Below are 24,426 nucleotides of genomic sequence, written 5' to 3' on the forward strand. Positions count from 1 at the left end.
AGCAGAGAGTTGTTGTAGGCTTCGGCGGCACTTTTCCTTTGGAAACGGAATGGAAGCTTCATTATTGCCGTATTTATAGACCAAATGGAAAGAAAGTCGGAGGACAGGTTTATGAACCCAGCCTTGGATAATGAGTGTAAAGACCCGGCCATTAAGGAGAGGAGAGAACAATCACACGGCAGCTTCGCGGCAGAATTGTGGGATTGGATCAAGTCTATCTCCGTTGCTCTATTGGTTGTAGTAATCGTTAATCAGTTCGTCTTCTCCCAGTCTATAGTGGACGGCCATTCCATGGAACCGACTCTGTCGAATGGGGAGAGGCTGTTTGTCAATAGAATTATCTACCGCTTTACAGCACCCCACTACGGGGATATTGTGATCTTCAAGGATCCGGCTCCCACAGGCGGCAGCAGGGACTATCTCGTTAAGCGCGTTATTGCGGAAGCGGGAGACTGGGTCGAAATCCGGTCTGGCAAGCTGTATGTGAACGATCAATTGGTGGAAGAGGATTATGTCAGCTCCCCCATTGAAGATGGCGATTTCGGACCCTATCAGGTGAATGAGGGTCATCTGTTTGTTCTCGGGGATAACCGCCGGCGCAGTGCCAGCCGGGATAGCCGGACGTTCGGCGCTATCGCTCAATCTGCCGTGGTGGGGAAGGCGGTCTGGGTTATTTGGCCATTGAACAAGTTTGGAGGAGTCTGAGTCTCTTAAACTAGGAGGCTCGCAGCCCCGGAGCATAGAGAGGTGAGGCAAAATGAAGCTGCTGACAGGATCGGCGGGGAGAGAGGAATGGCTTGCGCTCAAGAAGGAAATCGTGGAGGCCGCTCCTAAGCTTGGCATCGACAAAATAGGCTTTACTACAGCAGACCCGTTCCTGGAGCTGAAGGATATTTTGCTGGAGCACCGGAGGAAGGGCTACGAATCGGGCTTCGAGGAGCCGGATATCGATAAAAGGGTATACCCTGATCGAAGTCTCGATGAACCGCGTTCCATCATCGCGATTGCGATTGCTTACCCGTCCAAGCTGAATAATCCTCCGAGGTCGGAGCCCGGGGCTTATCGGGGAATGATTTCTCGTTCGGCCTGGGGAACGGACTATCACCATGTTCTGAGGGACCGGTTAGCCAGATTGGAGGAGTTCATCCGCAGCCGGGTAGACGGAGCCCATATGGTCAGCATGGTGGATACGGGAGCCTTGGTGGACCGTGCTGTATCCGAGCGGGCGGGAATCGGCTGGAGCGGCAAAAATTGCGCGATCATCACTCCGGAATGGGGATCCTGGGTTTATTTGGGCGAGATGGTGACGAATCTTCCTCTGCCCCCGGATACGCCGATTACGGAAGAGTGCGGGGATTGTACGATCTGTATCGATGCCTGCCCGACGGGGGCGCTGGTTGGTCCCGGGCAGTTGAATTCTAATCGCTGCATTTCCTTCATTACTCAAACCAAAGGCTACGTGGAGGACGAATTCAAGGAGAAAATAGGAAATCGCCTATACGGCTGCGATACCTGTCAAATCGTCTGTCCCAAAAATAAAGGAATGAATTGGACGCATCAGCCGGAGCTGCAGCCCGACCCCGAGCTGGTGAAGCCGCTATTGAAGCCGCTGCTCACGATGAGCAACCGGGAATTCAAGGATAAATACGGGCAAAGCGCCGCCTCCTGGAGAGGCAGGAAGCCGATTCAGAGGAATGCGGTTATTGCGCTGGGGCATTTCCGGGACCGGACGGCCGTCCCATTGCTGTCCAAGCTGCTTCTGGAGGATCCCCGGCCGGAAATCCGGGCCACGGCGGCATGGTCGTTGGGGAGAATTGCCGGAGAAGAAGCGAAGGATGCCGTGCTTAAGGCGTTGGACAAGGAAACCGAAGATAAGGTCCGCGAGGAACTGGACAAGGCATTGGATAAATGGGCAGCGCCGGCTGACCCTGGGGCCGAGGAAAAACATGCAGTCAAGCCGCAATCAGCAAAATGAGCCGATGCGAAGGCAAGGGGGAGGTACAGTATGCCGCAGGCATTCTATGATGAGATGGAATCACCGGTCGGGCCGCTGGTATTGTGCGCCTCCGAACAGGGATTATGCAGATTGGAATTCGGACGCTACAGCGAAGTGGAGAGCACCTTACAGAAATGGTGCCGGGAGAAGCTTTCGGCGGAGACGATTTTTCCGGACAAGCTAGTACTAAGGGAAACGGTAAAACAGCTTGAGGAATATTTTGCAGGAAAGCGGCTGGCTTTCAGGCTTCCGTTGGACTTGCGCGGAACCGCTTTTCAATTGCGGGTATGGAATGCCCTGCGGCAAATTCCTTACGGGGAAACCCGCTCCTACCTGCAGATCGGTCAGGCAATCGGATCTCCTAAGGCGGTAAGGGCGATAGGAGGGGCCAATCACAACAATCCGTTGTCGATTATTATTCCTTGTCACCGGGTCATTGGAGCCAACGGGGAATTGGTCGGATACGGCGGAGGGCTGCCGATTAAGCGATTTCTTCTGGAATTGGAAGGATGGAACGGTTAATGTTTGTCACAAGAGCCCGGACATGCTATCATTAATCAGGTTAGAAAGAAAATTAGAGGTCGAGGTGTCACCATGAACTATGTCATCCCCATTATAACCCTCATTGCCGGAATCGCCATAGGGTTTTTTGCCGGTGTCTTCTACTTGAGAAAGCAGATCGAGAAGATGCAGAGCAATCCGGACATGCTGCAGAAGATGGCAAAGCAGATGGGTTACAACATGAACAAACAACAGATGCAAAAAGTTCAACAGATGATGAAAAAGCAGAAGTTTAAATAAGGATAGCTTTATCCGAATATTTCGTGGGTTACGACCCGAGTTTGATGGATGTTTCATCGCCAAAATGGAATTATAAGCTGTACGGGATGCACCCCTTATAATTCTATTGAGGCAAACCAAGACAACGACCAAGAACGGTGAAAGTAGTCCAACGTACGAGATCCAGTGGTCGGGCAAATGGAGGTTATGCACATGGCTTTTCAGGAATACAGGAATGAGAAAGTGGCTGATCACCGTGAGGAGATAGAGGGCCACATCCGGGAAATTCTTCGTCTGATCGGAGAGGACCCTCGTCGCGAAGGCTTGCTGGAGACGCCTGCCCGAGTGACCCGAATGTATGAGGAGATTTTCGCCGGATACCATGCGGATCTGCGTGAAATTCTGGATGTCACGTTCGATGAGAAGCATGAGGAATTGGTCATCGTCAAGGATATTGTCTACTACAGCACCTGCGAGCACCATATGGCGCCCTTCTTCGGCAAAGTCCATATCGGATATATTCCAAGCGGCAAAGTAGCCGGCCTAAGCAAGCTGGCCAGACTGGTGGATGCGGTAGCGCGAAGACTGCAGCTGCAGGAACGTATTACCGCGGATATAGCGGACACTATGGTGGAAGTGCTGGAGCCTCACGGGGTTATGGTGGTAGTGGATGGACAGCACCTGTGCATGTGTTCCCGCGGCGTGAAGAAGCCGGAGAGCAAGACCGTCACTTCGGCTATCAGAGGAGTATTCCAGAAGGATGCCGCATTGAGGGCTGAGTTCATGTCCTTGCTGAAGGACTGAGCTGAAGGACTAAGCGGTTGATCAATGGAAGTCCGGGAGCTATTCTGGAACAATGGCACAGAGATGGGTTCAGCGAAGGATGCTGTTATTCTGTAGATAGCGTTAGATCCGATTTCTGCCCGGCTAGGGGAGCTGTCTAATAGAGTCGGTTCCACATGACTAAAAACAGTCTTAACCGGAAAATTGTATATGACTTCGAAAAAAGAGCGAGGTTAGTGGTCAAATTCCACTAACACTCGCTTTTTTTGACCACATTAGAAAGTTTAAGTTTCATTAAAGCACAAAATGGAACAAATTTTCTAATTGGCATAAAAAGGTTAAACAGCGAAAATGTAACGGAACTGGGAAACCCTATTTCGTCAAAATAGGCGGTTTTTTTAGGCTAACGGAACCAGACGCGCTTATTTCATTGAATTCTCCTACTTTCGCGGGCATTTCTTGGGAATAAGGCCATCTGGTTCCGTTAAAATGTCCGAAAGGCCCTTGTGGGGCGGATAAGGTCATCTGGTTCCGTTACCAAACCGTGCAGGCCAAACCGCGCAGGATTTTTGGTTGCATACCATTAATCGACAGTCTTTTATGTTTCGTTAGAAATGGGAACGGCCCCTTTCCTCACAATGACTCGCACAATGACTCGCACAATGACTGGCATGATGAGCTGCGCGATGGCCTGCACGATAGAGAGCTCCAGCTGCCTGTTCACCAGATTTCATAGGAGCTATTGCAGTAGAGAGCTAAAACTCAGTAAGGCTGCCAACGCAGCTTGCGGGCTTGCTCAAATCTTTCGTTCACATGGTTCCAGTTGACCACGTTCCACCAGGCATCTATATATTTGGCCCTCTCGTTCTTATATTTCAAATAATAGGAATGCTCCCAGACATCGAGCACGAGAAGAGGGACGACATCCCACTGGGACAGGTTCTGATGCTTCTCCGCCTGCAGAATTTCGAGACGATGGCTGCGCGGACTCCAGACAAGGATGGCCCAGCCTCCTCCCTCTACCTTATTGGCGGCTTCCGAAAAATGCTTCTTGAACGAGGCAAAGCTGCCGAAGTCTTTGTTAATTTGCTGGGCAATCGGTCCGGTCGCCTTGCCTCCTCCTTTCGGAGACATGATGTTCCAGAAGATGGTATGCAAATAATGGCCGGCCCCGTTAAATGCCGCTTCTCTTTCCCAATGCTTGATAAGGGCAAAGTCTCCTGTTTGCCGTGCTCTGGCCATATTTTTCTCCGCCAGATTCAATCCGTCTACATAGCTTTTGTGATGCTTGTCGTGATGAATTCTCATCGTCTCAGCGTCAATGTGGGGCTCGAGTGCATCGTAGCTGTAAGGAAGCGGAGGTAGCACATGCCCTCCGATCGGGACGGGCTTCAGATCGGGAATCATCTGCGACCAGCTTCCTTCGCCGGCAGCGGTTAGCGGCTCGCCGCTCTCCCGGTGCAGGTGGACCTTCGCAACTTCTTCTCCGCCGGAGGCCTGGGAACGCGGTGCCGAATCGGTCCCGGTCCGTTCCGGCGGATTCGTACCGGCCGCTTCCGATTTCCGGTAGGCGCCGGCTTCCTGGCCCTTGAAATCGGGTGAAGGGCCGGGGCTCACAGCCGGGGAGCCTGCTTGCGGATGATAACCGAAGCCGCCCCAGACCGGCCCGGCTCCATAACTGCCGTGCCATGGGGGCTCTTGCCCGCGATCATACATAAAGGCATCCAGTACGCCGAGGAAATATTCCGACTCGCGGATAATATGGCGCACGACGACCTGGGCCGTCGGATTCCCGGCAATGGCCTGGCTGTGGTGCAGCATATGCATAAGCTGCCGGACGAAGAGACGGGATTGACGGACCGACTCCTGCACCAGAGCTTGAACTTGCGAGTGGGCATAAGGGGAGATGCTTCCAGGGGAGCGTATCAGCGCCTCTATCCATTGAGTGGCCGTCATTTCCGTTCTTTCGAATACAGGCTCCCATTCCTCAAGCAGCTTCACATATTGCGGCTCCAAATTGCCGACCAGAGCACGGATAACTTCCGTATGCTCCTTCTCCTGCATTTTCCAGAACCGGATTTCTTCCAATAATCTCAATGGCATAAGCGGTCCGTAGACTCTAAGCATGGATCATTCCCCCTTGCATAAAATATGGCCGATTCCGACATAAACACTATTGTCAATGTATTCGATCGTCTAATTATGTATGCCTGAAAATTCAGTGGACAGGGCCGTTGGATCCGGGGAGGACAAACAAATTTTGGTGCCTGCAGATAAACGATTCTTTACGCTCGGCGATGCATCGGGTATACTAGGTGTAATCGAGTTTCATAAGGTGAAACTTTGAGAGGGTGTGCACATGGTAGATGATAATAAACTGACGGTGCGTGCCGTTGAGCGCGCTCTAGATATTTTGTTATGCTTTACGGACGCTTCGGATTTAAGCTTGACCGAAATATCAGGCAGGGTAGGGCTTCATAAGAGCACCGTTCACCGGCTGATCGCTTCGCTGGAGAGCAAGGGCTTCCTGGTCAGGCATGCAGAAACGGATAAATTCCGGCTTGGCTTGCGGATTTGGGAGCTGGCTGCCGGCATGTCGCAGACGGATGACCCTGCGGTGCTGCTGCTGCCAGAGATGGAGAGGCTGCGCGATATCGTGGGAGAGACGGTCAGTTTGTATGTCCGTGACGGCTTGGAGCGGATTCGCATTCAAGCGGTTCAGAGCAACCAGGCCATCCGTCGGGTTGCCCGGGTTGGCGTAAGGCTGCCGCTGTATGTCGGCGCCTCCAGTAAAATTCTGGTGGCCTTCGCCGATCCGGAGACTCTGGAGGAGCTGAAGAATTCGGAGGATTGGCCCAACGGCCCGGAACGCGAACGGTTTCTGGAACAAATCCGGGAGGCGAGAAGGCTGGGATATGCCACCAGCATTGAGGAGAGGGAGGAAGGGGCGGCGGCCATTGCCGCTCCGATCTTCAACCGCTCCCATAAGCTCGTCGCGGCTCTGGCGGTGTCCGGCCCGGCTAACCGGCTGACGATGGAGCAGATGAAGCAGGATGCTCCCATCATCGTCGAAGCGGCCAACCGGATGGGCAAGATGATTCGGTAATCGCTGGAGAACAAATACTGGAGAACAAATAACCGAATAACACAGCAATCCCCCCTGTGCGCATCGCACAGGGGGGATTGTCTTAACCGGGCGGGCTGTCAGCGGACAGTCTGCCGCTTTTATTTGCTTTCTCTCATCATTTGACGAAGAACTGTTTGCAGAATACCGCCGTTCCGGTAGTAGTCTACGTCAACCATGCTGTCGAGGCGGACGATCGCTTCGAATTCGAAGCTGGAGCCGTCTTCGCGGGTTGCCTTCACCTTGATCTTCTGTCCAGGCTGTACGTTGTCGTCCAGTCCGAGGATATCGAAGGTTTCGGTTCCGGTCAGACCGAGCGATTTCCAGCTCATGCCTTCAGGGAATTGAAGCGGCAGGACGCCCATGCCGACCAGGTTGCTGCGGTGAATCCGTTCGAAGCTTTCCGCGATAACGGCTTTAACTCCGAGCAGGAAGGTTCCTTTGGCCGCCCAGTCACGGGAGCTTCCGGTTCCATATTCCTTACCGGCCAGTACGATCAGCGGAGTGTTCTGATCCTGATACTTCATGGAAGCGTCATAGATGGACATCACTTCGCCGGTCGGCATATAAGTGGTTACGCCGCCTTCCGTGCCGGGTGCCACTTGGTTGCGGATGCGGATGTTGGCGAACGTTCCGCGCATCATCACTTCATGATTACCGCGGCGGGAACCATAGGAGTTGAAGTCCTTTCTCTCCACTCCATGCTCCTGCAGATATTGTCCCGCAGGGCTGGTCGGCGAAATGTTCCCGGCCGGAGAGATATGGTCCGTAGTTACCGAGTCGCCGAGCTGGGCCAATACTTTGGCTCCCTGGATGCTTTCGATCGAACCCGCCTCAGGGCTCAGGTTTACGAAGAACGGAGGCTCTTGGATATAGGTAGATTTCTCATCCCATTGATACAGTTCGCCTTCGGCAACATCCAGCTCGTTCCAGCGCTGGTTGGCGCGGTATACATCTTTATATTTCTCTTGGAACATAGCCGGGCTCAGAGACAACTGGATCGCTTCCTGAATTTCCTGGTTGGAAGGCCAAATGTCCTTCAAGTAAACCGGCTCGTTGTTATTGTCATAGCCGATCGGATCTTTAGTCAGGTCGATATCGACGGTACCGGCCAGAGCGTAGGCGACAACGAGCGGAGGAGATGCCAGATAGTTCGCTTTCACCTGGGCATGAATCCGTCCTTCGAAATTCCGGTTACCGCTCAGTACGGCCGCAACGGTCAGGTCGTTGTCGGCAATCGCTTTGGAAACTTCATCCGGAAGCGGTCCGCTATTACCGATACAAGTGGCGCAGCCATATCCCGCAACGTGGAAGCCCAGCTTCTCCAGCGGCTCGATCAATCCGGCCTTGGTCAGATATTCCGTAACGACCAGCGACCCCGGAGTCAAGCTGCTCTTCACGTAGCCCGGCTTCGTTAATCCGCGCTCTACCGCTTTCTTCGCCACGAGACCCGCTCCAACCATAACGCTCGGATTGGAGGTGTTCGTACAGCTGGTGATCGCCGCAATAACGACTGCACCGTTCTTCATGGTAGAGGTTTCGCCGTTCGGATGGGAGACTTTAACCTCTTCCTTCAGCTTCTCTTCGCTCAGCCCGTATCCGCCCTTCTCCACAGGGGTGCGGACGATGGTGTTGAACGATTCCTTCATCTCTGTCAGCTCTACGCGGTCTTGAGGACGCTTCGGTCCGGCCAAGCTGGGAACGACCGTGGAGAGATCCAGTTCAATGACGTCCGTATATTGCGGGTCCGGGGAATCGCTCGTACGGAACAGTCCTTGCGCCTTGTAATAGGCTTCAACGAGAGAAATTTGCTCTTCACTGCGGCCGGTCAGTCTCAAGTATTTCAACGTTTCTTCATCGACAGGGAAGAATCCGATGGTCGCCCCGTATTCAGGCGCCATGTTGGCGATCGTAGCACGGTCAGACAGGCTCAAGCTGTCCAATCCCGGTCCGAAGTACTCTACGAATTTGCCGACTACGCCTTTCTTCCGCAGAATTTGGGTAACCGTCAGAGCCAGGTCGGTTGCGGTTGCTCCTTCTGCCAGACTTCCGGTCAGCTTGAATCCGATAACTTCAGGTGTAACGAAGTATAGAGGCTGTCCGAGCATACCTGCCTCGGCCTCGATTCCTCCAACTCCCCAACCAACGACACCAAGACCGTTGATCATCGTCGTGTGAGAGTCCGTTCCGACGAGGGAATCCGGGTAAACTTCAAGCTCTCCGTCTACAGATTTCGTAGCCGCTACAGAAGCCAGATATTCCAGGTTCACTTGGTGAACGATTCCGGTATCCGGAGGAACGGCACGGAAGTTATCGAAGGCTGTCTGCGCCCAGCGGAGGAACCGGTAGCGTTCTTCGTTTCTTTCAAACTCAATCTTCTCATTATAAGCAAGAGCTTCGGAATTTCCGAAGGAGTCGACCATTACGGAGTGGTCGATAACCAAGTCCACAGGAACCAGCGGGTTAATCTTCTTCGGATCTCCGCCGGACCGTTGAACCGTGGCACGCATTGCTGCCAGGTCTACGACAACGGGTACCCCTGTAAAGTCCTGAAGCACGATCCGCGCGGGGATGAACGGGATTTCCTTGTTAGGATCGGAGTTGTCTGCCCAACCGGCAATTTGTTTAACATGTTCGTTGGTAATGGCTCTTCCGTCAAATTGGCGAACCGCCGCTTCCAGCAATACCTTGATGGAATAAGGAAGCTTCGTGATGGAGCCGAACCCTTGTTCCTCCAGCTTGCTTAAGCTGTAGTACACGTACTCTTGGTTGTTGACCGATAGAGACGTCTTGACAGAAAAATGGTCTTTTCTTGGCATGGAGTATCCCTCCTATGAAGTAATAAAGAAAAATAGTAATCGTTTCATCTGGTGAAATCCGATTTCACGATTGAGCTTCATCTATAGTATACCTTTTCCCGGAGACACAGTAAACCCTTTTTTCAAATATCAGCAAGTATAAGGATGACCCGCAAATAACCGTAAATTCAACGGACTACACCTTGTAATATTCCGCGAACCGACGCTTGAACTGAGCAATTTCTTTTAACATTCTTTCCAAACTGAAGGAATTAAACATTTTCCAAATTTTTATCTCATATAGTGAACCAATTGAAGGATTGTATAGGAAACGTCCGGAGCTTGTCAACCGGACCGGGACATCCCGTATAATGGAATGTTTAAACGCAGGTTGAAGCAGGGGGAATGAGGATGAGCTGGAAATCCGTCATTTATGAATATGTGGACAGACGCAACCGGATGGAGCTCGACTATTCGGTGAAGCCGGTGCTGCCTTATTTGTGGGATGAGGAATACTTGGATAAGCTGTCCAAACATATGCGCAGGCTGGCTGCCGTTCATAGGGAAAGAGGGCTTGCTCCTGTGCAGAGCGAAACCAGAGTGAAGCTGATTTATTCGCAAGAAATAGAAGGAATAGTCACGGCCGATGTAGAATTGCGGCGAAGCTTTGAATATGATGTGTTAAACCGGAGGCAGAAGGAAGAACGAATTGAACGAGAACGTTTATCCCTTCGTCAGAGAGGAAGTCATTGGATCATCAGCCGGGTCGAGAGACCGCCTTCCTCTGAGCATGAGCCGGGCTCGGGAAGAGTCGAATATGCTGTCAACCCTTACATGGGGGATTGGGAAGCGGTCAGCCAGCCCGAGGATAGTGCGTACGCCCTTATAGCGGGGATGAAAACCTGCTCCATGCCTTATTTAAACAGGGAAATTTTCCCTGCGCAAAGAATGTCTCACCGGGTGGCACCTTATGATCGGGCGCAGGCGGTACGCTATGCGGATATGTGGTGGGACTCCTACAACCCCGAGTATCTGGCCTTCGACGTTAACTGCACGAATTACGTATCCCAGTGCCTCTTTGCAGGCGGTGCTCCAATGAACTATACTGGAAAAAGAGAATCCGGTTGGTGGTATCGGGGAAAAAGCGGCAAGCAGGAAAACTGGAGCTTCAGCTGGGCGGTATCGAACAGTTTGCAGCAGCATCTGCACAGCAGCAAGGCAGGATTGCGGGGGATAAGAGTCGCTTCCCCGAAGCAGCTTCAATTAGGAGACGTCATATGCTACGATTGGGACGGTAACGGACGATTCCAGCATACGACGATCGTTACCGCATTCTCGGCAGACGGCTCGCCTTTAGTCAATGCCCAAACGGTGAACAGCAAGCATCGTTACTGGGATTACCGGGACTCCTATGCTTGGACCGACCGGACCGATTACCGCCTGTATCATATCCCGGATTGGTTGTAATCGAAATATACATCTTTGGACCAGACATCTTTGACTATACTTAACCGGAGGTACACATGGACAAAAAAATACGGGTAGGGCTAGTTTACGGCGGCAGGTCCGGGGAGCATGACGTTTCTCTGCAGACCGCGCTGGCCGTTATTCAGGCCTTCGATCATTCGAAATACGAAGTTTATCCATTCTATATCACCAAGCAAGGGGAATGGCGCACCGGCAAAGCGTTGAACGGTCCGGTCGGCAATCTTCAGGCTCTAATTTCTCCCGAACAGCCGGATGCTTCAAGCCCGGACAAGAACGATCCATCGGGTATTGCCCTTATGCCATTGTTCGCCTCCGGAGGAGCGGCGGAGACTGCGGTCACCGAAGCTGCGGAGCACCCCGGGACGCTGGATGTCATATTCCCTCTGCTGCATGGAACCTACGGGGAAGACGGTACCCTGCAGGGGATGCTGGAAATGGCCAACATCCCTTATGTCGGAGCGGGAGTATTGGCTTCGGCGGTCGGCATGGATAAGGTCACGATGAAGAAGCTGTTTGCGCAAGAGGGGCTTCCTCAATGTATATACCGCCATTTTACCAAGGCTCAGTGGGCCAAGGATCAGGCTTTCTTCCTTATGGAAATTGAAGTGGCCGTTGGCTATCCTTGCTTCGTCAAGCCGGCCAATCTCGGTTCCAGCGTCGGAGTATCGAAGGCGTCGGACCGGGAGGAGCTGCTGGAAGCGGTCCAACTGGCTTTCAAATATGACCGCAAAGTTATTGTCGAAGAGTATGTGTCCGCCCGCGAAATCGAGGTGGGTGTACTCGGCAATGAGGAGCCGGAAGTATCCGTAGCAGGAGAAATTGTATCATCGAATGATTTCTATGATTACAAGGCAAAGTATATAGACGGCAAATCGGCCATGATTATTCCCGCAGAGCTTCCCGAGGAGAAGGCCCAGCAGATCCGGGAGCTGGCTCTTCGCGCTTTTCAGGCGATTGACGGATCGGGGCTTGCCAGGGTAGATTTCTTCCTGGACAAAGCAAGCGGGCAAGTCTACATTAATGAAATCAATACGATGCCCGGATTTACTCCGTTCAGCATGTATCCCCTGTTGTGGAAGGCGTCCGGCAAGACCTATCCTCAGCTTCTGGATGATCTGATCCGCCTCGCTTTCCAAAGACATGAGGACAAGAACAGCATTCAATACACATTTGAAGAAAATTAGATAAGCAGCTTCGCCTTGAATTCGTCTGAAAATAAAGTAATTTGCACTCATTTATTATTTTTTATAACGACTATCAGGCATCCATGAGGCCATGAAGAATTTCTGGAGACTAAGAGCAGAAAGGGGAATACTTATGGGATTTCAAACGGAATTCAACTCAGTCTGCAAGTTTAAATCCGAGCAGGAAATGTACGAGCTTCTGGAATATGGCATGACGAAAATGGTCAAGAACGGGTTCCGGGTATACCCGACCGGCCAGAAGGTGATAGCTTATACTCCGGAAAATCAGGCGATTGCCATCGTACAAATCTTCGCATCCGTTGCGGAAATCAACTTCCAAGGCGAGGAAGTTACTTCCGTAGAGATGAAGCTGGTCCGCAAGCTGACGGAAGAAGAGGCCAGAGTACAGACGGCGCTTGCTCACGAAATGTATTTTGGCGAGCAGGAATCTTGACAGGACGAGTTATATAGAAGGAACCGTGTTTTTAAAATTTGATGGTTGCCTGGAAAAACAGCCTGCATGGACAAGCTTGTCCCACGCAGGCTGTTTTGCTTTAGTTATTTTGGGAAGGAAGAAGCGGGTTGCCAACATTTAGGCGGATGAGGACAGGCTGGAACAGACCCGGAGGGTTCCACTGCGCGGATTCGGATTTCGGGGCCGGCAGATCGCTGGAAAAACGTGAAGTAAGTCGGGTGGACGCCTTTGACAGCCGCTCTTAGCTATGTCTCTTTGTGAAAAATGGCGGAAACTTAGGTATAACTATTCATTTTAGGTCGTCCGATGCCGATAAAATAGGAAAATAGTTGTATTTTTATTTTATCAGTCGGGAGTGTGGTCGCAGAGATGAGATTCGGAATCGTCAAGAAGATGGTGTTGGGTATTACACTCGTATCCTTAACCACGTATGGAACCAGTGCCCTGTTTATTTTTGTCCTGAAGGATATCATTGCCGGCGGGATGTCCGATTGGCTATATATTTCGATTATTTTGGGTCTTGGAGTATTCTGGACGGGCTTCCTGGGCTGGATTGCGGCCAATTGGCTGATCAAGCCGCTTCTGAAGCTTACGGAAGCGGTCAACGAGGCGGCTACCGGGAATTTGCAGGTCACTATGCCGGTTCATCATTCGAGAGATGAACTGAGCGCGCTTAGCCAATCCTTTAATAAAATGGTTATGAATTTGAAGCAGATGATTGCCGAGGTTTCCAATAACGTTGAATTTACAAATCAAAATGCGGCTGCCCTTAGCGGCGCTATTACGCAGGCGGCCCATCAAGTCGAAACCATTGCCAGCACGATCGATGATATAGCGCAAGGGGTAGAGAAGCAGGAGAAGTCTACGCTCAGTACCTTTAATTCAGTAGAGCGGATAACCCAGGCGGCGGAGGATGTCAGCGAGAAAGCCCTCTCCGCATCGAATTTGGCCAAGGATATGGTCGGTGCCATTGAGGAGAGCGGGGAGGTCGTGCATACGCTGGTTAACGGGCTGTTCGACCTGGCTAAGGCTAATCAGCAAACCATCGAGCTGGTACGCGAATTGGATCGGAATGCGATAGAGATCGGGAATATATCGCAAGTTGTAGGAGATATTTCAGACCAGACCCATTTGCTCGCATTGAATGCTTCTATTGAATCGGCCAGGGCGGGTGAGCACGGGGCAGGGTTCGCCGTAGTTGCCGGAGAAATCCGCAAGCTGGCGGAGCAGAGCTCGGCGGCCGTCAGCAGCATTAACGACCTGATCCAGCAAATTCAGAAGCATGTAGCCAACGTGGTCACGAATATTACGAATCAGGTCCAAATGGTGGAATATGAAAGCTCCAAAGGGGAACGGGTTAAGGAGGCGCTGAACCGGATCACTACGGCAACCCATGAAACGGCCGTATCGGTAGACCGCATTGCCGAAGTGGTGACGGATCAAGTGCGCCAGATAGAGAATACACTTGAAGAAACACGGGAAATTGCTAAGATCGTCAAGGTGATATCCGAAGGCGCTAAGCAGGTTGCGCTATCCACTCAAGAGCAAACGGCGGTGATGCAGGAAATTGCTTCATCTTCGGAAGTCCTTAAGGAGCATGCCGACTCCCTGAACGATAAGGTCAAAGTATTCCATCTATAAGTGAATGCCGATTAGACGTTTAATAGGTAAGCCTTCTTTGTTGCGTAAAAATCCGCTGTTCTTGCTGCCTTGCAGAAGTGCAGCGTTTTTTTTCAATTGGACATTATTGGATAGTATCTTTCGCGGAAATTAGAGCGCTCACATTGATCGTTATCTCCTCCCGAATTAGTCGTTCCCCTTACTTTGCCGCATAAGGACAGTTATGGTAAGATGGTTGCTGAACTTAAGGTAAACCCGAACAGAAAGAAGGCGGAAACTTGTTGGCGTTTCTTCTAATGCTTGTGATCGGGATGGTTTCTGCCACCTTCGGAAGTATTGTAGGATTAGGCGGCGGAATTATCATCGTTCCCGCTCTTATAAGTATAGCCCCGATGCTGCTGGGACAAGAAATTTCGGCGCAAGTCGCTGTAGGCACTTCTCTTGCCGTGCTTATTCTGACGGCCTTGACCTCGACATTGACTTATGCCAAACGAAGAAGAATAGATTTTCGCAGCGGCTGGCTTTATTTCGCATCCAGCGGTCCCGCGGCCATGCTGGGCGCAGCCTTGACGGGAAGCCTTGACCAGAATGTTTTTCAACTGGCCTTTGGCGGATTTATGCTGTTCATGGCGCTTCTGCTGATTGCAAGAGATCATTTGAAGCCTTTTGATTTCCGATGGAAGGTTCGCAGGGAATTTACCGACGCTGCGGGCCAAACCTATGTATACGGATATTCCATTGTTCCGGCCCTGATCACCGGCTTCGTCGTTGGATTGACTTCCGGCCTGTTCGGTATCGGAGGCGGCTCTTTATTCGTTCCTATTATGGTACTGCTTTTTGGTTATCCGCCTCATATAGCCGCAGCCACTTCGATGTTTGTCATTCTGCTGAGTGCCATACTGGGCAGTGTAACTCATGTGATATTCGGGGAGGTAGATTGGGTCAGTTTTGCCGCTCTTGCTCCCGGAGCTTTAATCGGCGGCTGGCTGGGTGCCATAGTGGCTTCCCGATTAAGCGGCAACCGGTTGCTTTGGCTGCTGAGAATGACCTTGATTGTATTGGCCGCCCGGATGATTTGGATGGGGGCTAGCGGAATTTGGCTCTGATCCGGATAGCTGGATGAAATGTCGTAGAAATGATACTGTATTATGGAATATACTAAAATATATACACAGAATCAGGATTAATATAGAAAGAGTTGATAAAGTTGAATACTCAGGACAGGGAAGTGTACACGGTAGGCAGTAAGAGCTTTACCGCGGTCGCTGTCAATACGGCCGCCAAGGCGGGAGAATGGATCAAGAGCAAGCTCGGCTCTCATACCAAGCTCGCTATGAAGACTTCCTCGCACGATTTGGTTACCGAAGTGGACAAGGGCAGCGAAGCGCTTATTCGCAATTTAATTATGACTCACTTTCCGCATCATTCGTTCCTGGGAGAGGAAGGGGTCGAGCCTGGAGCGGAGGCATCCGCCGAAGCATTGGAAGCTCACCGGGATACCGAATATTTATGGATTGTCGATCCGATAGACGGTACAACGAATTTTATCCACGGCTTCCCGTTCTTCTCGGTATCTATAGCGCTGGCTTACAAGGGAGAGCCTATTGTAGGGGTGGTCTATGATCCGTCCCGGGACGAGCTGTTCGTTGCGGAGAAGGGCAAAGGCGCTTATCTGAGAGGCCAAAGGATAGAAGTTTCCGGGGAAACACGGCTGTCCGACAGCTTGATCGGGACAGGCTTCCCGGCAGATCGCAGCGCCCTGCCCGTTAATTTGACAGGCTTGCAGGCTATCACTCCGCAGGTAAGAAATGTGCGGACGGCCGGATCGGCAGCCCTTCATCTGGCGTATGTGGCCGCCGGAAGACTGTCGGGCTTCTGGGAAATCGGTTTGAACGCCTGGGACATGGCTGCGGGAGCCCTGCTGGTGCAGGAGGCCGGAGGGAAAATAACGGATACGTATGGCACGCCTTATAGTTTATCCGTTCGCAACGTTCTCGCGAGTAACGGTAAAATTCATGACGAATTCAGAGAAACCTTGAAGCAGGCAGATGCTTTGGGATACAGCTAGGAGGAGGGGCGTCTAGCCCCCTCTTGCTTTCTCAGCCGAGAGAGACGGAATAGCGAAACTGGAATCAGCCCGAACCAGCTAACCGTCCATCCCCCGTAGACAGTGCTTTTACGCTGACATAATACATTCGGAGATCCTCCGAAAAGTAGATAAGTCGGGTAGAGTCCTTTATTTGCATGAATAATCGTACAGATGGACAGACAAGCCCCGTGGAAGGGTCCCCTCTGTACGATATCGTACAAACTTCTCCGAGTTATTTTTCAGCTCCCCGATGTTTGCTATTGATTTTCTTGCACAGGGGTGCTATCTTTTTTATATATTAAACCAAGCAAGCGCATCGGAATAATTTATGATAAAGGATCGGATTTAGGGGGACATAAGCTAAATTAGGGGAGGATGAGGACGAAGGATGGAACGTCATTTTACGATGAATTGGAACCATGAACAACTGGCCGCTACGATCCATTATCCGGAGATGGACAATGCCGAGAAGGGGGCGGATCACTGCCGCTGGCCGCTGGTCATTATTTGCCATGGCTTCATCGGCAACCGGATCGGGACGGATCGGCTGTTCGTCAAGACAGCGCGCCGGCTTAGCCGTCAGGGCTTCATGGTCATCCGCTTTGATTATGTCGGGTGCGGGGAGAGCAGCGGTGAATATGGGGCGCAGGGCCTGAATCATCTGGTCGAGCAAACCCGCAGAGCAATCGATTACGGATTGGAGATCGATTGCATTGATCCCGAGAGGGTGATTCTGCTCGGTCACAGCTTGGGCGGGGCGGTCGCCGTTCTGACCGCTGCCAAGGACAAACGGGTGAAGTCCCTCGTGCTCTGGGCCGCCGTGGCAAATCCGTTAAGCGATATTGTACGTATCGTGGGAGATTCGGTCTATGAACAGGCGGTTAAATCCGGGCAGGCCGATTACAGCGGATACCGCCTAACGGCGGGCTTCTTCGAATCCATGACCGGCCAGCATCCGTTTCAGGAAGCCGGCAAGTTCAATGGCGATGTTCTGGTCGTTCACGGCTCGGCCGATGAGGACGTGCCGGTAGACTATTGCTTCCTGTATCAGAAAATGTTCTGGCTGCGGTCGCTCGGCCAATGCGACAAGGAAGTTATACTGCAGGCGAACCATACCTTCTCTTCCTCGGAGCATACTGCCCAGCTGCTTAAGATAACGACGGATTGGCTGCATTCTATTAATAAACGGCGTGAAGAATGGAACGACTGGATGATTTAGAAGAGTAGGGATTGCCGGAGGATGTACCGGATAAACGAGGATAGAGAATGCCGGCCGCCCGGCCTTGAAGCCGGGTGCGGCGGCACAATATTCATAAAGAGTCGCCTTCCGGGTCCATTAATTCGTATAAACGGTCCTCGTGATCCCGGGAGACAAGCCGGCAAATCCCCTCCTCGGCCATTATGCGGTCGATGTACATAGAGACCAAAGGATAGATATGCGGCTTTTCCGTAATATATCGGTTGTCATCCGCATGATGATGCTGAATTAATAGTTCGGACAGGATGCGTGCGGAGCGGATTCCCTGCAATAGGTAGTGGCGAACCGCCGCTTGAAGAGAGGAGCTCAGTCCGGGCACCGGATAAGTGTGGTCCGCCGGCCGATCAGGGACGGTCTGAGGCTGCTCCATATCGAACAAATCGAAGGAAAGCTGTGGATCGTCATCATCCGTATTCAAGCTTAGGGTGGGTTGGCTTGCAGCATAGAGCGCGTCCATTGCCGGCAAAGCATGTTCGGCCGGTTCGAAGGTCGAGGGCGGCCGGCTGTCGCGAAATTTCCTGAGGCTTTCCTGCAGCCTGGCCACCTGCCTGTCCAGAAGCGGCAGCCCAAGCTCGAGATGGCCTGCGATATCCTTCGGAACTTCGAAGCCGTCTGGAAGAGGCAGAGTAAAATAATCGGAGAGCTGCCAGCCGTCACGATATTTCACCAGTATTTCGAACTGTTCCTGATCAAGGACATCGAAGCCTTTTATAATTTGACTGACTATTTTGGCATCGATTAATGTATGCTCCTCCAAGTGCTTGATGCCCAGCTTGAGCACACTGCCGTCCTTCTTATTTTCCACATGATGCTGGTACCGAAGGGAAGCGCCGCATTCGCATTTTAAATCCGTGCTGCGCACCCCGGCATCTATATATCCTACGTAAATCCAGTCCTCCAGAAGATGCTCTATTTCCTCGTAAGTGGCTGTTTCCGGTATGCGGGCTCCTTTTCTGGCCGCCATATGCCGGGCGAACACCGTTCTTCGGCTGCGTTTTAACGTATCCGCCAAAAATACTCTCTGCTCCTCGGACAATTGATTCAGAATCGAATCCCGTTCCTCCATCGTTAACGAATAAACTGCATTCATAGATTCCTCCCCCTCTAAACCAGTATAGCCTTCAGAAGGGGATGCTTGTCCAGTGTTTCTCCATGCGTCTGAAGAATGAAACGTGAAAATGACCACCATAGCTGGGGGACATCCCCGACCGCCAAGCCATTTCTTCTCCGCTGCAGCCGTTAATTCTCCCGTTTGCCATCAACCGGATGATTATGAGCCCCCCGGGAAAACCTATACTACGGATGGCATTAACCCAGTAAGAGAGTGACAATGAGGAGTCTTATATGAAAAGGAAACGCTGGTTGGTTGCAGGACTGCCTGTTCTACTATTAAGTGCGGCATATGTCCTTCTGTTCTGGTGGGAACCCGAATATGCCTACGTTCCTCCGGCAAGCCAAGTCATGAATCCCCCATCGGATGCCCGGATGAAGGGGGAGGGAGGACAGGAATATGATTTATGGGGCCAGACCATAACGAAACGGGAAGGCGGTACGATGCTGGCGGATACTGCCATGCTCTCCTCCGGGAACGGGGCCATTGCGATTGATGAGGCCTTGCTGAAGCTCGGGAGGAAAGCCATGTACAAGGAAACCTTCGGCAATGAAGTTTTTCTGACGGACATTGTTGGCATTGTGGACGGACCGCTGACGATCAGAAATATGGCCAAGGCCATTATACAGCTTAAAGGACAGGGAACGTCAAATTTAAGGGTGGAATTGGCTGAGGATGTGGCCATCGGAGACAGGGTTTATAAGAAGGGCGAGATGATCGATACGGGAATCGATGTGCCCAAGGGAGCTTACGCCCCATTGGGCATGCCGGTGAAATTTTCGCAAGGCCGGTTGAAGGTAGGGATCAGCTGCATGGCTTGCCACGCTACCGTCGACCGGGAGACGAAGCACGTCATCGAAGGAGCACCGAACTCCGATCTCAATGCAGGTCTTGTTCTGGCCTTGGCTACTAACACCAGCGCCTATTTCACACATACCGACGTCGAGAACGTCGCCAAATTTATCAAGGATTTGAACCGGACCGTTCCGACATCGGACAATCATACGGCGGTTCTGCCCGACCCTGCGGCGCTGGAGAAGGCGGTGGACGAAAATTTGGCCAAATGGCCGCCGGGCAATTTCGATTCAACAATCGATATGGCCAGCAACCCTTCCCAGATTCCGGATTCCTTCACCAAGGGCGGCCATCCCTACGGGTGGAGCGGGTTTGCTGCGGCAGGCCCTTTCCACGGGCTGAGTGCGTTCAGCAATAATGTTCATGCTCAGAACTCGGATTCCCTGGCACAGGTGGAAGCGAGCCCGGAATTGTTCGGTCTGGACAAGGAGGTTTATCTGGGAATTCTTCTGCAGAATTCGGCCAATCCCCGATATCGCTACGATCCCCGAAGCGGCTTGAAGCCTTCGGAGTTTTTGGCCAAGGTGGACCCGACTCCGGGGGTGCCGGGGGTCAACGAAATGATCAAACCCCCTTCCTTTCCCAATTTGACCCTGATGGCCCCGGATGGATTATTCATCAGCTCGCGCGGCTTTAAGGTAGGGGAACAGGTTAACGGGATGGCGGCATTCCAGAATACATTAGTTCCCCCTGAGCGCCGGGAGAAGACGAAAGCCGATGTATTGGAATTGGGAAGGACCGTTTTCCAACGGGCGCAGTGCATTTCCTGTCATTCCGGAGAAGCCTTCACCAACAACCGCGTGATTTCGTCTGCGGTCATCGGTACGGAGCCTTCCCGGGCCAAGGCGCTTAAGAAAACGGAGAGATTGTTCGGACCGACCACGATGTTTGCCCCGGATACCCCGGTTCCGGTTCCGCGCGGGGCGAAGGTGCTTGAAGTTCTCACGGGCCATCTCGATCCGGAGCAAATGAAGCTGGCCTTTGCCTGGGGGGATTCCCCGGGAGGATATAAGGTCAAGGGGCTGATCGGGCTTCGCTGGACGGCCCCGTATCTGCATGACGGAGGGGTAGCAGTTGGCCCGGACCTTGCGCAGGTGGGGATTCCCGGCGCCTTCATGCAGGGGGTGGAACCGGATCCGGCCAATAGCTTACGCGCGCTGATCGATAAGAAGCTGAGGCAGCAAGTCATCGCGGCCAACGAGCAGTCGCAGACGCTGAAGGAGGTGCATGTGGCTGGTATCGGGCATGAGCATTGGGTGGATTCAACCACCGGATTTACTAAAGAGCAGCAGGACGCCTTGATTGAATACCTACTCTCGTTAAAATAACCGGTCCGGTGAAAAACCGGGCCCGCAAATTTGGGGCTGAATGATTGCAGGCTGTTTTGTACACCCAAGATTACAGGAAAAGAGGGATTTCCCGTTGAAAGCAGTCACCTATCAAGGAATTAAGGACGTTCAGGTCAAGGAAGTGCAGGAGCCCCGGATCGAGAAGAGCGATGATGTAATCGTACGAATAACCAGTTCGGCGATTTGCGGCTCCGATCTGCATCTGATTCACGGAATGATACCGAATCTGCCCGCCGATTATATTATCGGGCATGAACCGATGGGAGTTGTCGAGGAAGTCGGGCCAGACGTAACGAAGGTGAAGAAGGGGGATCGCGTCATCATTCCCTTCACCGTTGCTTGCGGGCAATGCTTCTATTGCACCAACAACCTGGAAAGCCAGTGCGATAATTCCAATCTGCATGGGGAGGCGGGAGGCTTCTTCGGCTACTCGGAAACATACGGCGGCTATGCCGGCGGACAAGCGGAGCTGCTGCGGGTTCCGTTCGCCAACTTTACGGCCTTCAAGGTTCCGGAAGATTGTGAGCTGGAGGACGAGAAGCTGCTGTTTCTATCGGATATTCTCCCTACGGCATATTGGGGAGTGGACGATTCCGGAGTCAAGCAGGGGGATACGGTTATTGTGCTGGGGTGCGGCCCGGTCGGGCTGCTGGCGCAGAAGATCGCCTGGCTCAAAGGGGCGGAGAGAGTCATAGCGGTCGATTATATCGGCTACCGGCTGGAGCATGCGAAGCGTACGAACCGGGTGGAAATCGTCAATTTCGAAGAGGAAGACAACATTGGCAGCCATCTGAAGGAAATGACCGGCGGCGGGGCGGATGTCGTCATTGATTGTGTCGGGATGGACGGCAAGATGACGTTCCTCGAAATCGTTGAATCGGCCTTGAAGCTTCAGGGCGGGGCTATGGGGGCCATCCAGATTGCCAGCCAGGCGGTCCGTAAAGGCGGGACCATCCAACTGGTCGGAGTTTACGGCATGCGTTATAATGCTTTTCCGCTAGGCGATCTGTTCAGTCGAAATGTTACGTTGAAAATGGGGCAGGCGCCGGTCATTCACTATATGCCGGAGCTGTACCGGTTAATTACAGAAGGTCGGCTGGACCCGACGGATATTATTACCCATCGGCTGCCCCTGCTGGAAGCCAAGCAAGGATATGAAATATTCGATACCAAATCGGATAACTGCATCAAGGTAATCTTAAAGCCGTAGTCATATAAAAGGGACCGTCCCTGTCAGGGGCGGTCCCTTAATCGATACCGATGATTTCCCGCAAGCTAATGCAGAGGATTTGCCTCGCCAGCCGGCGGCTGTTCCCCTGTATCGGCTATACGCTCGGTCATGCCTGGCATTACCGGAAGGAAAGGCTCCAGCCCGGAGAAAAATTGCGCCTGTTCCTCATGAGAGACCAGCCCAAGCTCCACGCCGGTTGCCTTGGCTATAAACGGATCGAGCGTGCACAGGTCGGCTGCCGTCACATCCGCCAAGCTTGTCTTGCCAAGAGAGTAGCATGCAAGCTCCATCTCCCGTATGGCCGCATTGAGGAAGTTGACCAAAGTTTCGGTGCTCCGTTCCGGGTCCAATTGATCCGTCATTTTCGCATTGTAGACAACCAGGCTTGTAGGGGGCTCGAACGGCACCGACTTCGTCATCTGGTCGCTGATCAGGGCCATGATAACGGCCGTTCCCATATAGACGGCATCGGCTCCCAAAGCGATTGCTTTCAGACAATCCCCGGGAGTGACCAGCCCTCCGGTTGCAATAAGGCTGACATCCCCGGTCCTGCCCTTGCGTGCAAGAAACTTGGAGGCCCTCGTAATGGCATACAGGGTGGGCAGTCCCACATCGTCCTCCAGAATAGGGGCGGCAGCATGGGTTCCGCCTTCGGCACCGTCCAGCGTTACGAAATCGACCCCGGCTTCCAGAGCGATTTGCAGCTCTTCCTCCAGAAAGTGGGTGGCCGCTATTTTCAGACCTACCGGGACCCCGGTCTCTTCCCTCAGCTTCTTGACAAGGGAAATAAACTGCTCCTTCGTGTCTACGCCCGGCAGACGGGAATGAATGACCGCATCTTCCCCTTCCGGGATGCCGTACACCTCGCGAAATTCGACGCCTATATTTTTGGCGGCCGTCCGCTGCGGGCTGGACCCTTGAGCCCCCTGGCCCAACTGGATCTCAATGGCATCCATTCGGCTGTACTTATCCGGTGTATTTAGCCAGCCTCCGCGATTGTATTGGCCGATGAGAAGAGAGGCTGCTTCTCTTTCTTCCTCAAGCAACCCGGCTTCCCCCGTATTGGTAGCCGTACCGATTTTGCTGGCCGCGCGGGCAAGGGCGATTTTGGCGGTTTTGCTCAACGCTCCTCCATAAGACATGGCTGCAATCATGATGGGGATGGAGATCGTGAGCGGTTTCCGCGCTTTTTTGCCGATCGTTACGGAGGTATTGATCTGAACGTCTTCCGGAGTCGGGAATCGATGCAGATGAACGGGATTAAACAGCAGCTTCTCCCATGGCGAGAAGCGAATATGGCTTCCGAGAGGTCTTGCGGGAGGCAGCCCCGATTTGGAACGCATCATAATCTCCATCAAGGAAATTGGACCAACCTTCTTGGTGGAAGGGAACATCTCGAACAGGTTCTCGGTATACTGATCCCTCGCGATTCTTTCGATCGCTTTATCCACGCTTTCATTGACGGCGCTTCTAATGATATTGCTTACCCATTTGAACATGTTCAGCTCTCCTGTTATTATCCGTTCTATTGCTGCATGCCGTTCTTCAGCTCTTCCACCCGTTGGGCCAGGGACAGGCATATTTGCTTGACCTCGCCCAATTGACGGGCGGCATTCTGTTCCTCAATGGCGATCTGGTTCAGCCGGTCGTCTCCGAAATTCGTCAAATCCTGGAAGTGCCGGGTCTCGACCGCGGATAAAGTGCCCGCAATCGTTTGCAGGCGTTGAAGCTCGTGATGGACATATTCGAGGGAATCGTTAAACAGGTTGTCGGGAGTATCCATACACCGGTTTCAGTCCTTTCTTCGATAGAAATAGTGGCTTGATTTTACTATTCTGATTAACCTTTCCAATATTTATTCAAAAGCGGCTTTGGAGTAGATTGCCAAAATCCGGGCAGGCTATTAACGACAGATTTATGCAGGAAGGAAGAGTGGCCGGACGTGCGTAACTATACTTTCACCGGGGCGTTCTTATTGGGGATTGGAATTGTCGGAATGCTGGACGGGATCATTTTTCACCAAATTTTGCAGTGGCACAGCACTTTTATGCATACAGACCGCTTTCATCAAATCGTCAGTGACGGCATATTTCATTTGATCGTGACGATCATCCTGTTTATCGGGGCCGTCCTTTTGCGACCTTCACCCCTTGGATTGGAGGACCGAGGGACAAAGGAATCTATATATCATCCACTAGAAAGTTATTGACTCAACTTTCGCAGAGCGAAAATCGGCATAATTGCATGATGTGACTGAACTAACGGTGAATGTAATACTGAGGTTG

Annotated in this window: 21 protein-coding genes; 16 read left to right on the forward strand and 5 right to left on the reverse strand. The window is 52.3% G+C overall.

Annotated elements, in window-relative coordinates:
- Window positions 1–111 precede the first annotated feature (111 nt).
- From lepB to folE, 5 genes are all read left to right on the forward strand, one after another.
- The gene (gene lepB, locus FS806_RS08525) at window positions 112–705 is read left to right on the forward strand and encodes a signal peptidase I (protein WP_144934478.1); all 594 of its coding nucleotides are present in this window, start codon (window positions 112–114) and stop codon (window positions 703–705) included.
- A gap of 52 nt (window positions 706–757) precedes the next feature.
- Window positions 758–1,975, forward strand: a complete 1,218-nt coding sequence (queG, locus tag FS806_RS08530; RefSeq protein WP_144934481.1) for a tRNA epoxyqueuosine(34) reductase QueG — start codon at window positions 758–760, stop codon at window positions 1,973–1,975.
- A gap of 30 nt (window positions 1,976–2,005) precedes the next feature.
- Entirely contained in the window at window positions 2,006–2,518 is a 513-nt protein-coding gene (locus FS806_RS08535) for a methylated-DNA--[protein]-cysteine S-methyltransferase (RefSeq protein ID WP_144934484.1), read from the forward strand.
- Window positions 2,519–2,590: 72 nt separating this feature from the next.
- Window positions 2,591–2,797 carry a YneF family protein gene (locus FS806_RS08540; RefSeq protein WP_144934487.1) on the forward strand — a complete coding sequence of 69 codons (207 nt, stop codon included), beginning with the start codon at window positions 2,591–2,593 and terminating at the stop codon, window positions 2,795–2,797.
- Between the two features lie 192 nt (window positions 2,798–2,989).
- On the forward strand, window positions 2,990–3,580 hold the full coding sequence (folE, locus tag FS806_RS08545) for a GTP cyclohydrolase I FolE (RefSeq protein ID WP_144934490.1): 591 nt from the start codon (window positions 2,990–2,992) through the stop codon (window positions 3,578–3,580).
- A 741-nt stretch (window positions 3,581–4,321) separates the two neighbouring features.
- On the opposite strand, the gene FS806_RS08550 is transcribed toward folE, so the two are convergent.
- Window positions 4,322–5,686 carry a Fe-Mn family superoxide dismutase gene (locus FS806_RS08550; RefSeq protein ID WP_144934493.1) on the reverse strand — a complete coding sequence of 455 codons (1,365 nt, stop codon included), beginning with the start codon at window positions 5,684–5,686 and terminating at the stop codon, window positions 4,322–4,324.
- A gap of 232 nt (window positions 5,687–5,918) precedes the next feature.
- Here FS806_RS08550 and FS806_RS08555 point away from each other — a divergent pair, with 232 nt between their 5' ends.
- Window positions 5,919–6,665: an IclR family transcriptional regulator gene (locus FS806_RS08555; RefSeq protein WP_144934496.1), complete on the forward strand. Its 747-nt coding sequence runs from the start codon at window positions 5,919–5,921 to the stop codon at window positions 6,663–6,665.
- 119 nt (window positions 6,666–6,784) lie between these two features.
- Here the strand turns inward: FS806_RS08555 and acnA are convergent, their stop codons facing one another.
- Window positions 6,785–9,502 carry an aconitate hydratase AcnA gene (gene acnA / locus FS806_RS08560; protein ID WP_144934499.1) on the reverse strand — a complete coding sequence of 906 codons (2,718 nt, stop codon included), beginning with the start codon at window positions 9,500–9,502 and terminating at the stop codon, window positions 6,785–6,787.
- Between the two features lie 390 nt (window positions 9,503–9,892).
- Between acnA and FS806_RS08565 the strand changes: the two genes are divergently transcribed.
- The 7 genes from FS806_RS08565 to FS806_RS08595 all read left to right on the forward strand — a co-directional run bounded on the left by FS806_RS08565 (window position 9,893) and on the right by FS806_RS08595 (window position 17,556).
- Window positions 9,893–10,948, forward strand: a complete 1,056-nt coding sequence (locus FS806_RS08565) for an amidase domain-containing protein (RefSeq protein ID WP_313960572.1) — start codon at window positions 9,893–9,895, stop codon at window positions 10,946–10,948.
- Window positions 10,949–11,004: 56 nt separating this feature from the next.
- Window positions 11,005–12,153 (forward strand): D-alanine--D-alanine ligase, encoded by a 1,149-nt coding sequence (locus tag FS806_RS08570; RefSeq protein WP_144934506.1) that lies wholly within the window; start codon window positions 11,005–11,007, stop codon window positions 12,151–12,153.
- A gap of 133 nt (window positions 12,154–12,286) precedes the next feature.
- Window positions 12,287–12,607, forward strand: coding sequence for a hypothetical protein (locus tag FS806_RS08575; protein WP_144934509.1), 321 nt, complete (start codon window positions 12,287–12,289; stop codon window positions 12,605–12,607).
- A gap of 390 nt (window positions 12,608–12,997) precedes the next feature.
- Entirely contained in the window at window positions 12,998–14,269 is a 1,272-nt protein-coding gene (locus FS806_RS08580; RefSeq protein ID WP_144934512.1) for a methyl-accepting chemotaxis protein, read from the forward strand.
- Window positions 14,270–14,544: 275 nt separating this feature from the next.
- Entirely contained in the window at window positions 14,545–15,354 is an 810-nt protein-coding gene (locus FS806_RS08585) for a sulfite exporter TauE/SafE family protein (protein ID WP_144934548.1), read from the forward strand.
- Between the two features lie 101 nt (window positions 15,355–15,455).
- On the forward strand, window positions 15,456–16,316 hold the full coding sequence (locus tag FS806_RS08590; protein WP_144934515.1) for an inositol monophosphatase family protein: 861 nt from the start codon (window positions 15,456–15,458) through the stop codon (window positions 16,314–16,316).
- 409 nt (window positions 16,317–16,725) lie between these two features.
- A complete protein-coding gene (locus FS806_RS08595; RefSeq protein WP_144934517.1) occupies window positions 16,726–17,556 on the forward strand; it encodes an alpha/beta hydrolase family protein in 831 nt (276 codons plus the stop codon).
- Between the two features lie 91 nt (window positions 17,557–17,647).
- Here the strand turns inward: FS806_RS08595 and FS806_RS08600 are convergent, their stop codons facing one another.
- On the reverse strand, window positions 17,648–18,685 hold the full coding sequence (locus FS806_RS08600; RefSeq protein ID WP_186328274.1) for a DUF3895 domain-containing protein: 1,038 nt from the start codon (window positions 18,683–18,685) through the stop codon (window positions 17,648–17,650).
- Between the two features lie 254 nt (window positions 18,686–18,939).
- Between FS806_RS08600 and FS806_RS08605 the strand changes: the two genes are divergently transcribed.
- Together FS806_RS08605 and FS806_RS08610 are read left to right on the forward strand one after the other, a co-directional pair.
- Entirely contained in the window at window positions 18,940–20,889 is a 1,950-nt protein-coding gene (locus FS806_RS08605; protein ID WP_144934523.1) for an electron transport protein, read from the forward strand.
- A gap of 94 nt (window positions 20,890–20,983) precedes the next feature.
- On the forward strand, window positions 20,984–22,120 hold the full coding sequence (locus FS806_RS08610) for a zinc-dependent alcohol dehydrogenase (RefSeq protein WP_144934526.1): 1,137 nt from the start codon (window positions 20,984–20,986) through the stop codon (window positions 22,118–22,120).
- A 65-nt stretch (window positions 22,121–22,185) separates the two neighbouring features.
- Here the strand turns inward: FS806_RS08610 and FS806_RS08615 are convergent, their stop codons facing one another.
- Window positions 22,186–23,640 carry an FMN-binding glutamate synthase family protein gene (locus tag FS806_RS08615; protein ID WP_144934529.1) on the reverse strand — a complete coding sequence of 485 codons (1,455 nt, stop codon included), beginning with the start codon at window positions 23,638–23,640 and terminating at the stop codon, window positions 22,186–22,188.
- A 26-nt stretch (window positions 23,641–23,666) separates the two neighbouring features.
- The gene (locus FS806_RS08620) at window positions 23,667–23,924 is read right to left on the reverse strand and encodes a hypothetical protein (protein ID WP_144934531.1); all 258 of its coding nucleotides are present in this window, start codon (window positions 23,922–23,924) and stop codon (window positions 23,667–23,669) included.
- Between the two features lie 159 nt (window positions 23,925–24,083).
- Between FS806_RS08620 and FS806_RS08625 the strand changes: the two genes are divergently transcribed.
- Window positions 24,084–24,350, forward strand: coding sequence for a DUF2243 domain-containing protein (locus FS806_RS08625; protein WP_144934534.1), 267 nt, complete (start codon window positions 24,084–24,086; stop codon window positions 24,348–24,350).
- Window positions 24,351–24,426 lie beyond the last annotated feature (76 nt).

The organism is Paenibacillus sp. 32O-W, from assembly GCF_007679495.1.
Taxonomy (GTDB): Bacteria; Bacillota; Bacilli; order Paenibacillales; family NBRC-103111; genus Paenibacillus_L; species Paenibacillus_L residui.

Excerpts from the sequence above, each read along its gene's own strand:
- FS806_RS08620 (WP_144934531.1), bottom strand. The coding sequence starts at position 23,924 with ATGGATACTCCCGACAACCTGTTTAACGATTCCCTCGAATATGTCCAT.
- FS806_RS08585 (WP_144934548.1), top strand. The coding sequence starts at position 14,545 with ATGCTTGTGATCGGGATGGTTTCTGCCACCTTCGGAAGTATTGTAGGA.
- FS806_RS08600 (WP_186328274.1), bottom strand. The coding sequence starts at position 18,685 with ATGAATGCAGTTTATTCGTTAACGATGGAGGAACGGGATTCGATTCTG.
- acnA (WP_144934499.1), bottom strand. The coding sequence starts at position 9,502 with ATGCCAAGAAAAGACCATTTTTCTGTCAAGACGTCTCTATCGGTCAAC.
- FS806_RS08535 (WP_144934484.1), top strand. The coding sequence starts at position 2,006 with ATGCCGCAGGCATTCTATGATGAGATGGAATCACCGGTCGGGCCGCTG.
- FS806_RS08550 (WP_144934493.1), bottom strand. The coding sequence starts at position 5,686 with ATGCTTAGAGTCTACGGACCGCTTATGCCATTGAGATTATTGGAAGAA.
- FS806_RS08575 (WP_144934509.1), top strand. The coding sequence starts at position 12,287 with ATGGGATTTCAAACGGAATTCAACTCAGTCTGCAAGTTTAAATCCGAG.
- FS806_RS08570 (WP_144934506.1), top strand. The coding sequence starts at position 11,005 with ATGGACAAAAAAATACGGGTAGGGCTAGTTTACGGCGGCAGGTCCGGG.
- folE (WP_144934490.1), top strand. The coding sequence starts at position 2,990 with ATGGCTTTTCAGGAATACAGGAATGAGAAAGTGGCTGATCACCGTGAG.
- FS806_RS08615 (WP_144934529.1), bottom strand. The coding sequence starts at position 23,640 with ATGTTCAAATGGGTAAGCAATATCATTAGAAGCGCCGTCAATGAAAGC.
- FS806_RS08565 (WP_313960572.1), top strand. The coding sequence starts at position 9,893 with ATGAGCTGGAAATCCGTCATTTATGAATATGTGGACAGACGCAACCGG.
- FS806_RS08555 (WP_144934496.1), top strand. The coding sequence starts at position 5,919 with ATGGTAGATGATAATAAACTGACGGTGCGTGCCGTTGAGCGCGCTCTA.
- FS806_RS08580 (WP_144934512.1), top strand. The coding sequence starts at position 12,998 with ATGAGATTCGGAATCGTCAAGAAGATGGTGTTGGGTATTACACTCGTA.
- FS806_RS08540 (WP_144934487.1), top strand. The coding sequence starts at position 2,591 with ATGAACTATGTCATCCCCATTATAACCCTCATTGCCGGAATCGCCATA.
- FS806_RS08605 (WP_144934523.1), top strand. The coding sequence starts at position 18,940 with ATGAAAAGGAAACGCTGGTTGGTTGCAGGACTGCCTGTTCTACTATTA.
- FS806_RS08595 (WP_144934517.1), top strand. The coding sequence starts at position 16,726 with ATGGAACGTCATTTTACGATGAATTGGAACCATGAACAACTGGCCGCT.
- queG (WP_144934481.1), top strand. The coding sequence starts at position 758 with ATGAAGCTGCTGACAGGATCGGCGGGGAGAGAGGAATGGCTTGCGCTC.
- lepB (WP_144934478.1), top strand. The coding sequence starts at position 112 with ATGAACCCAGCCTTGGATAATGAGTGTAAAGACCCGGCCATTAAGGAG.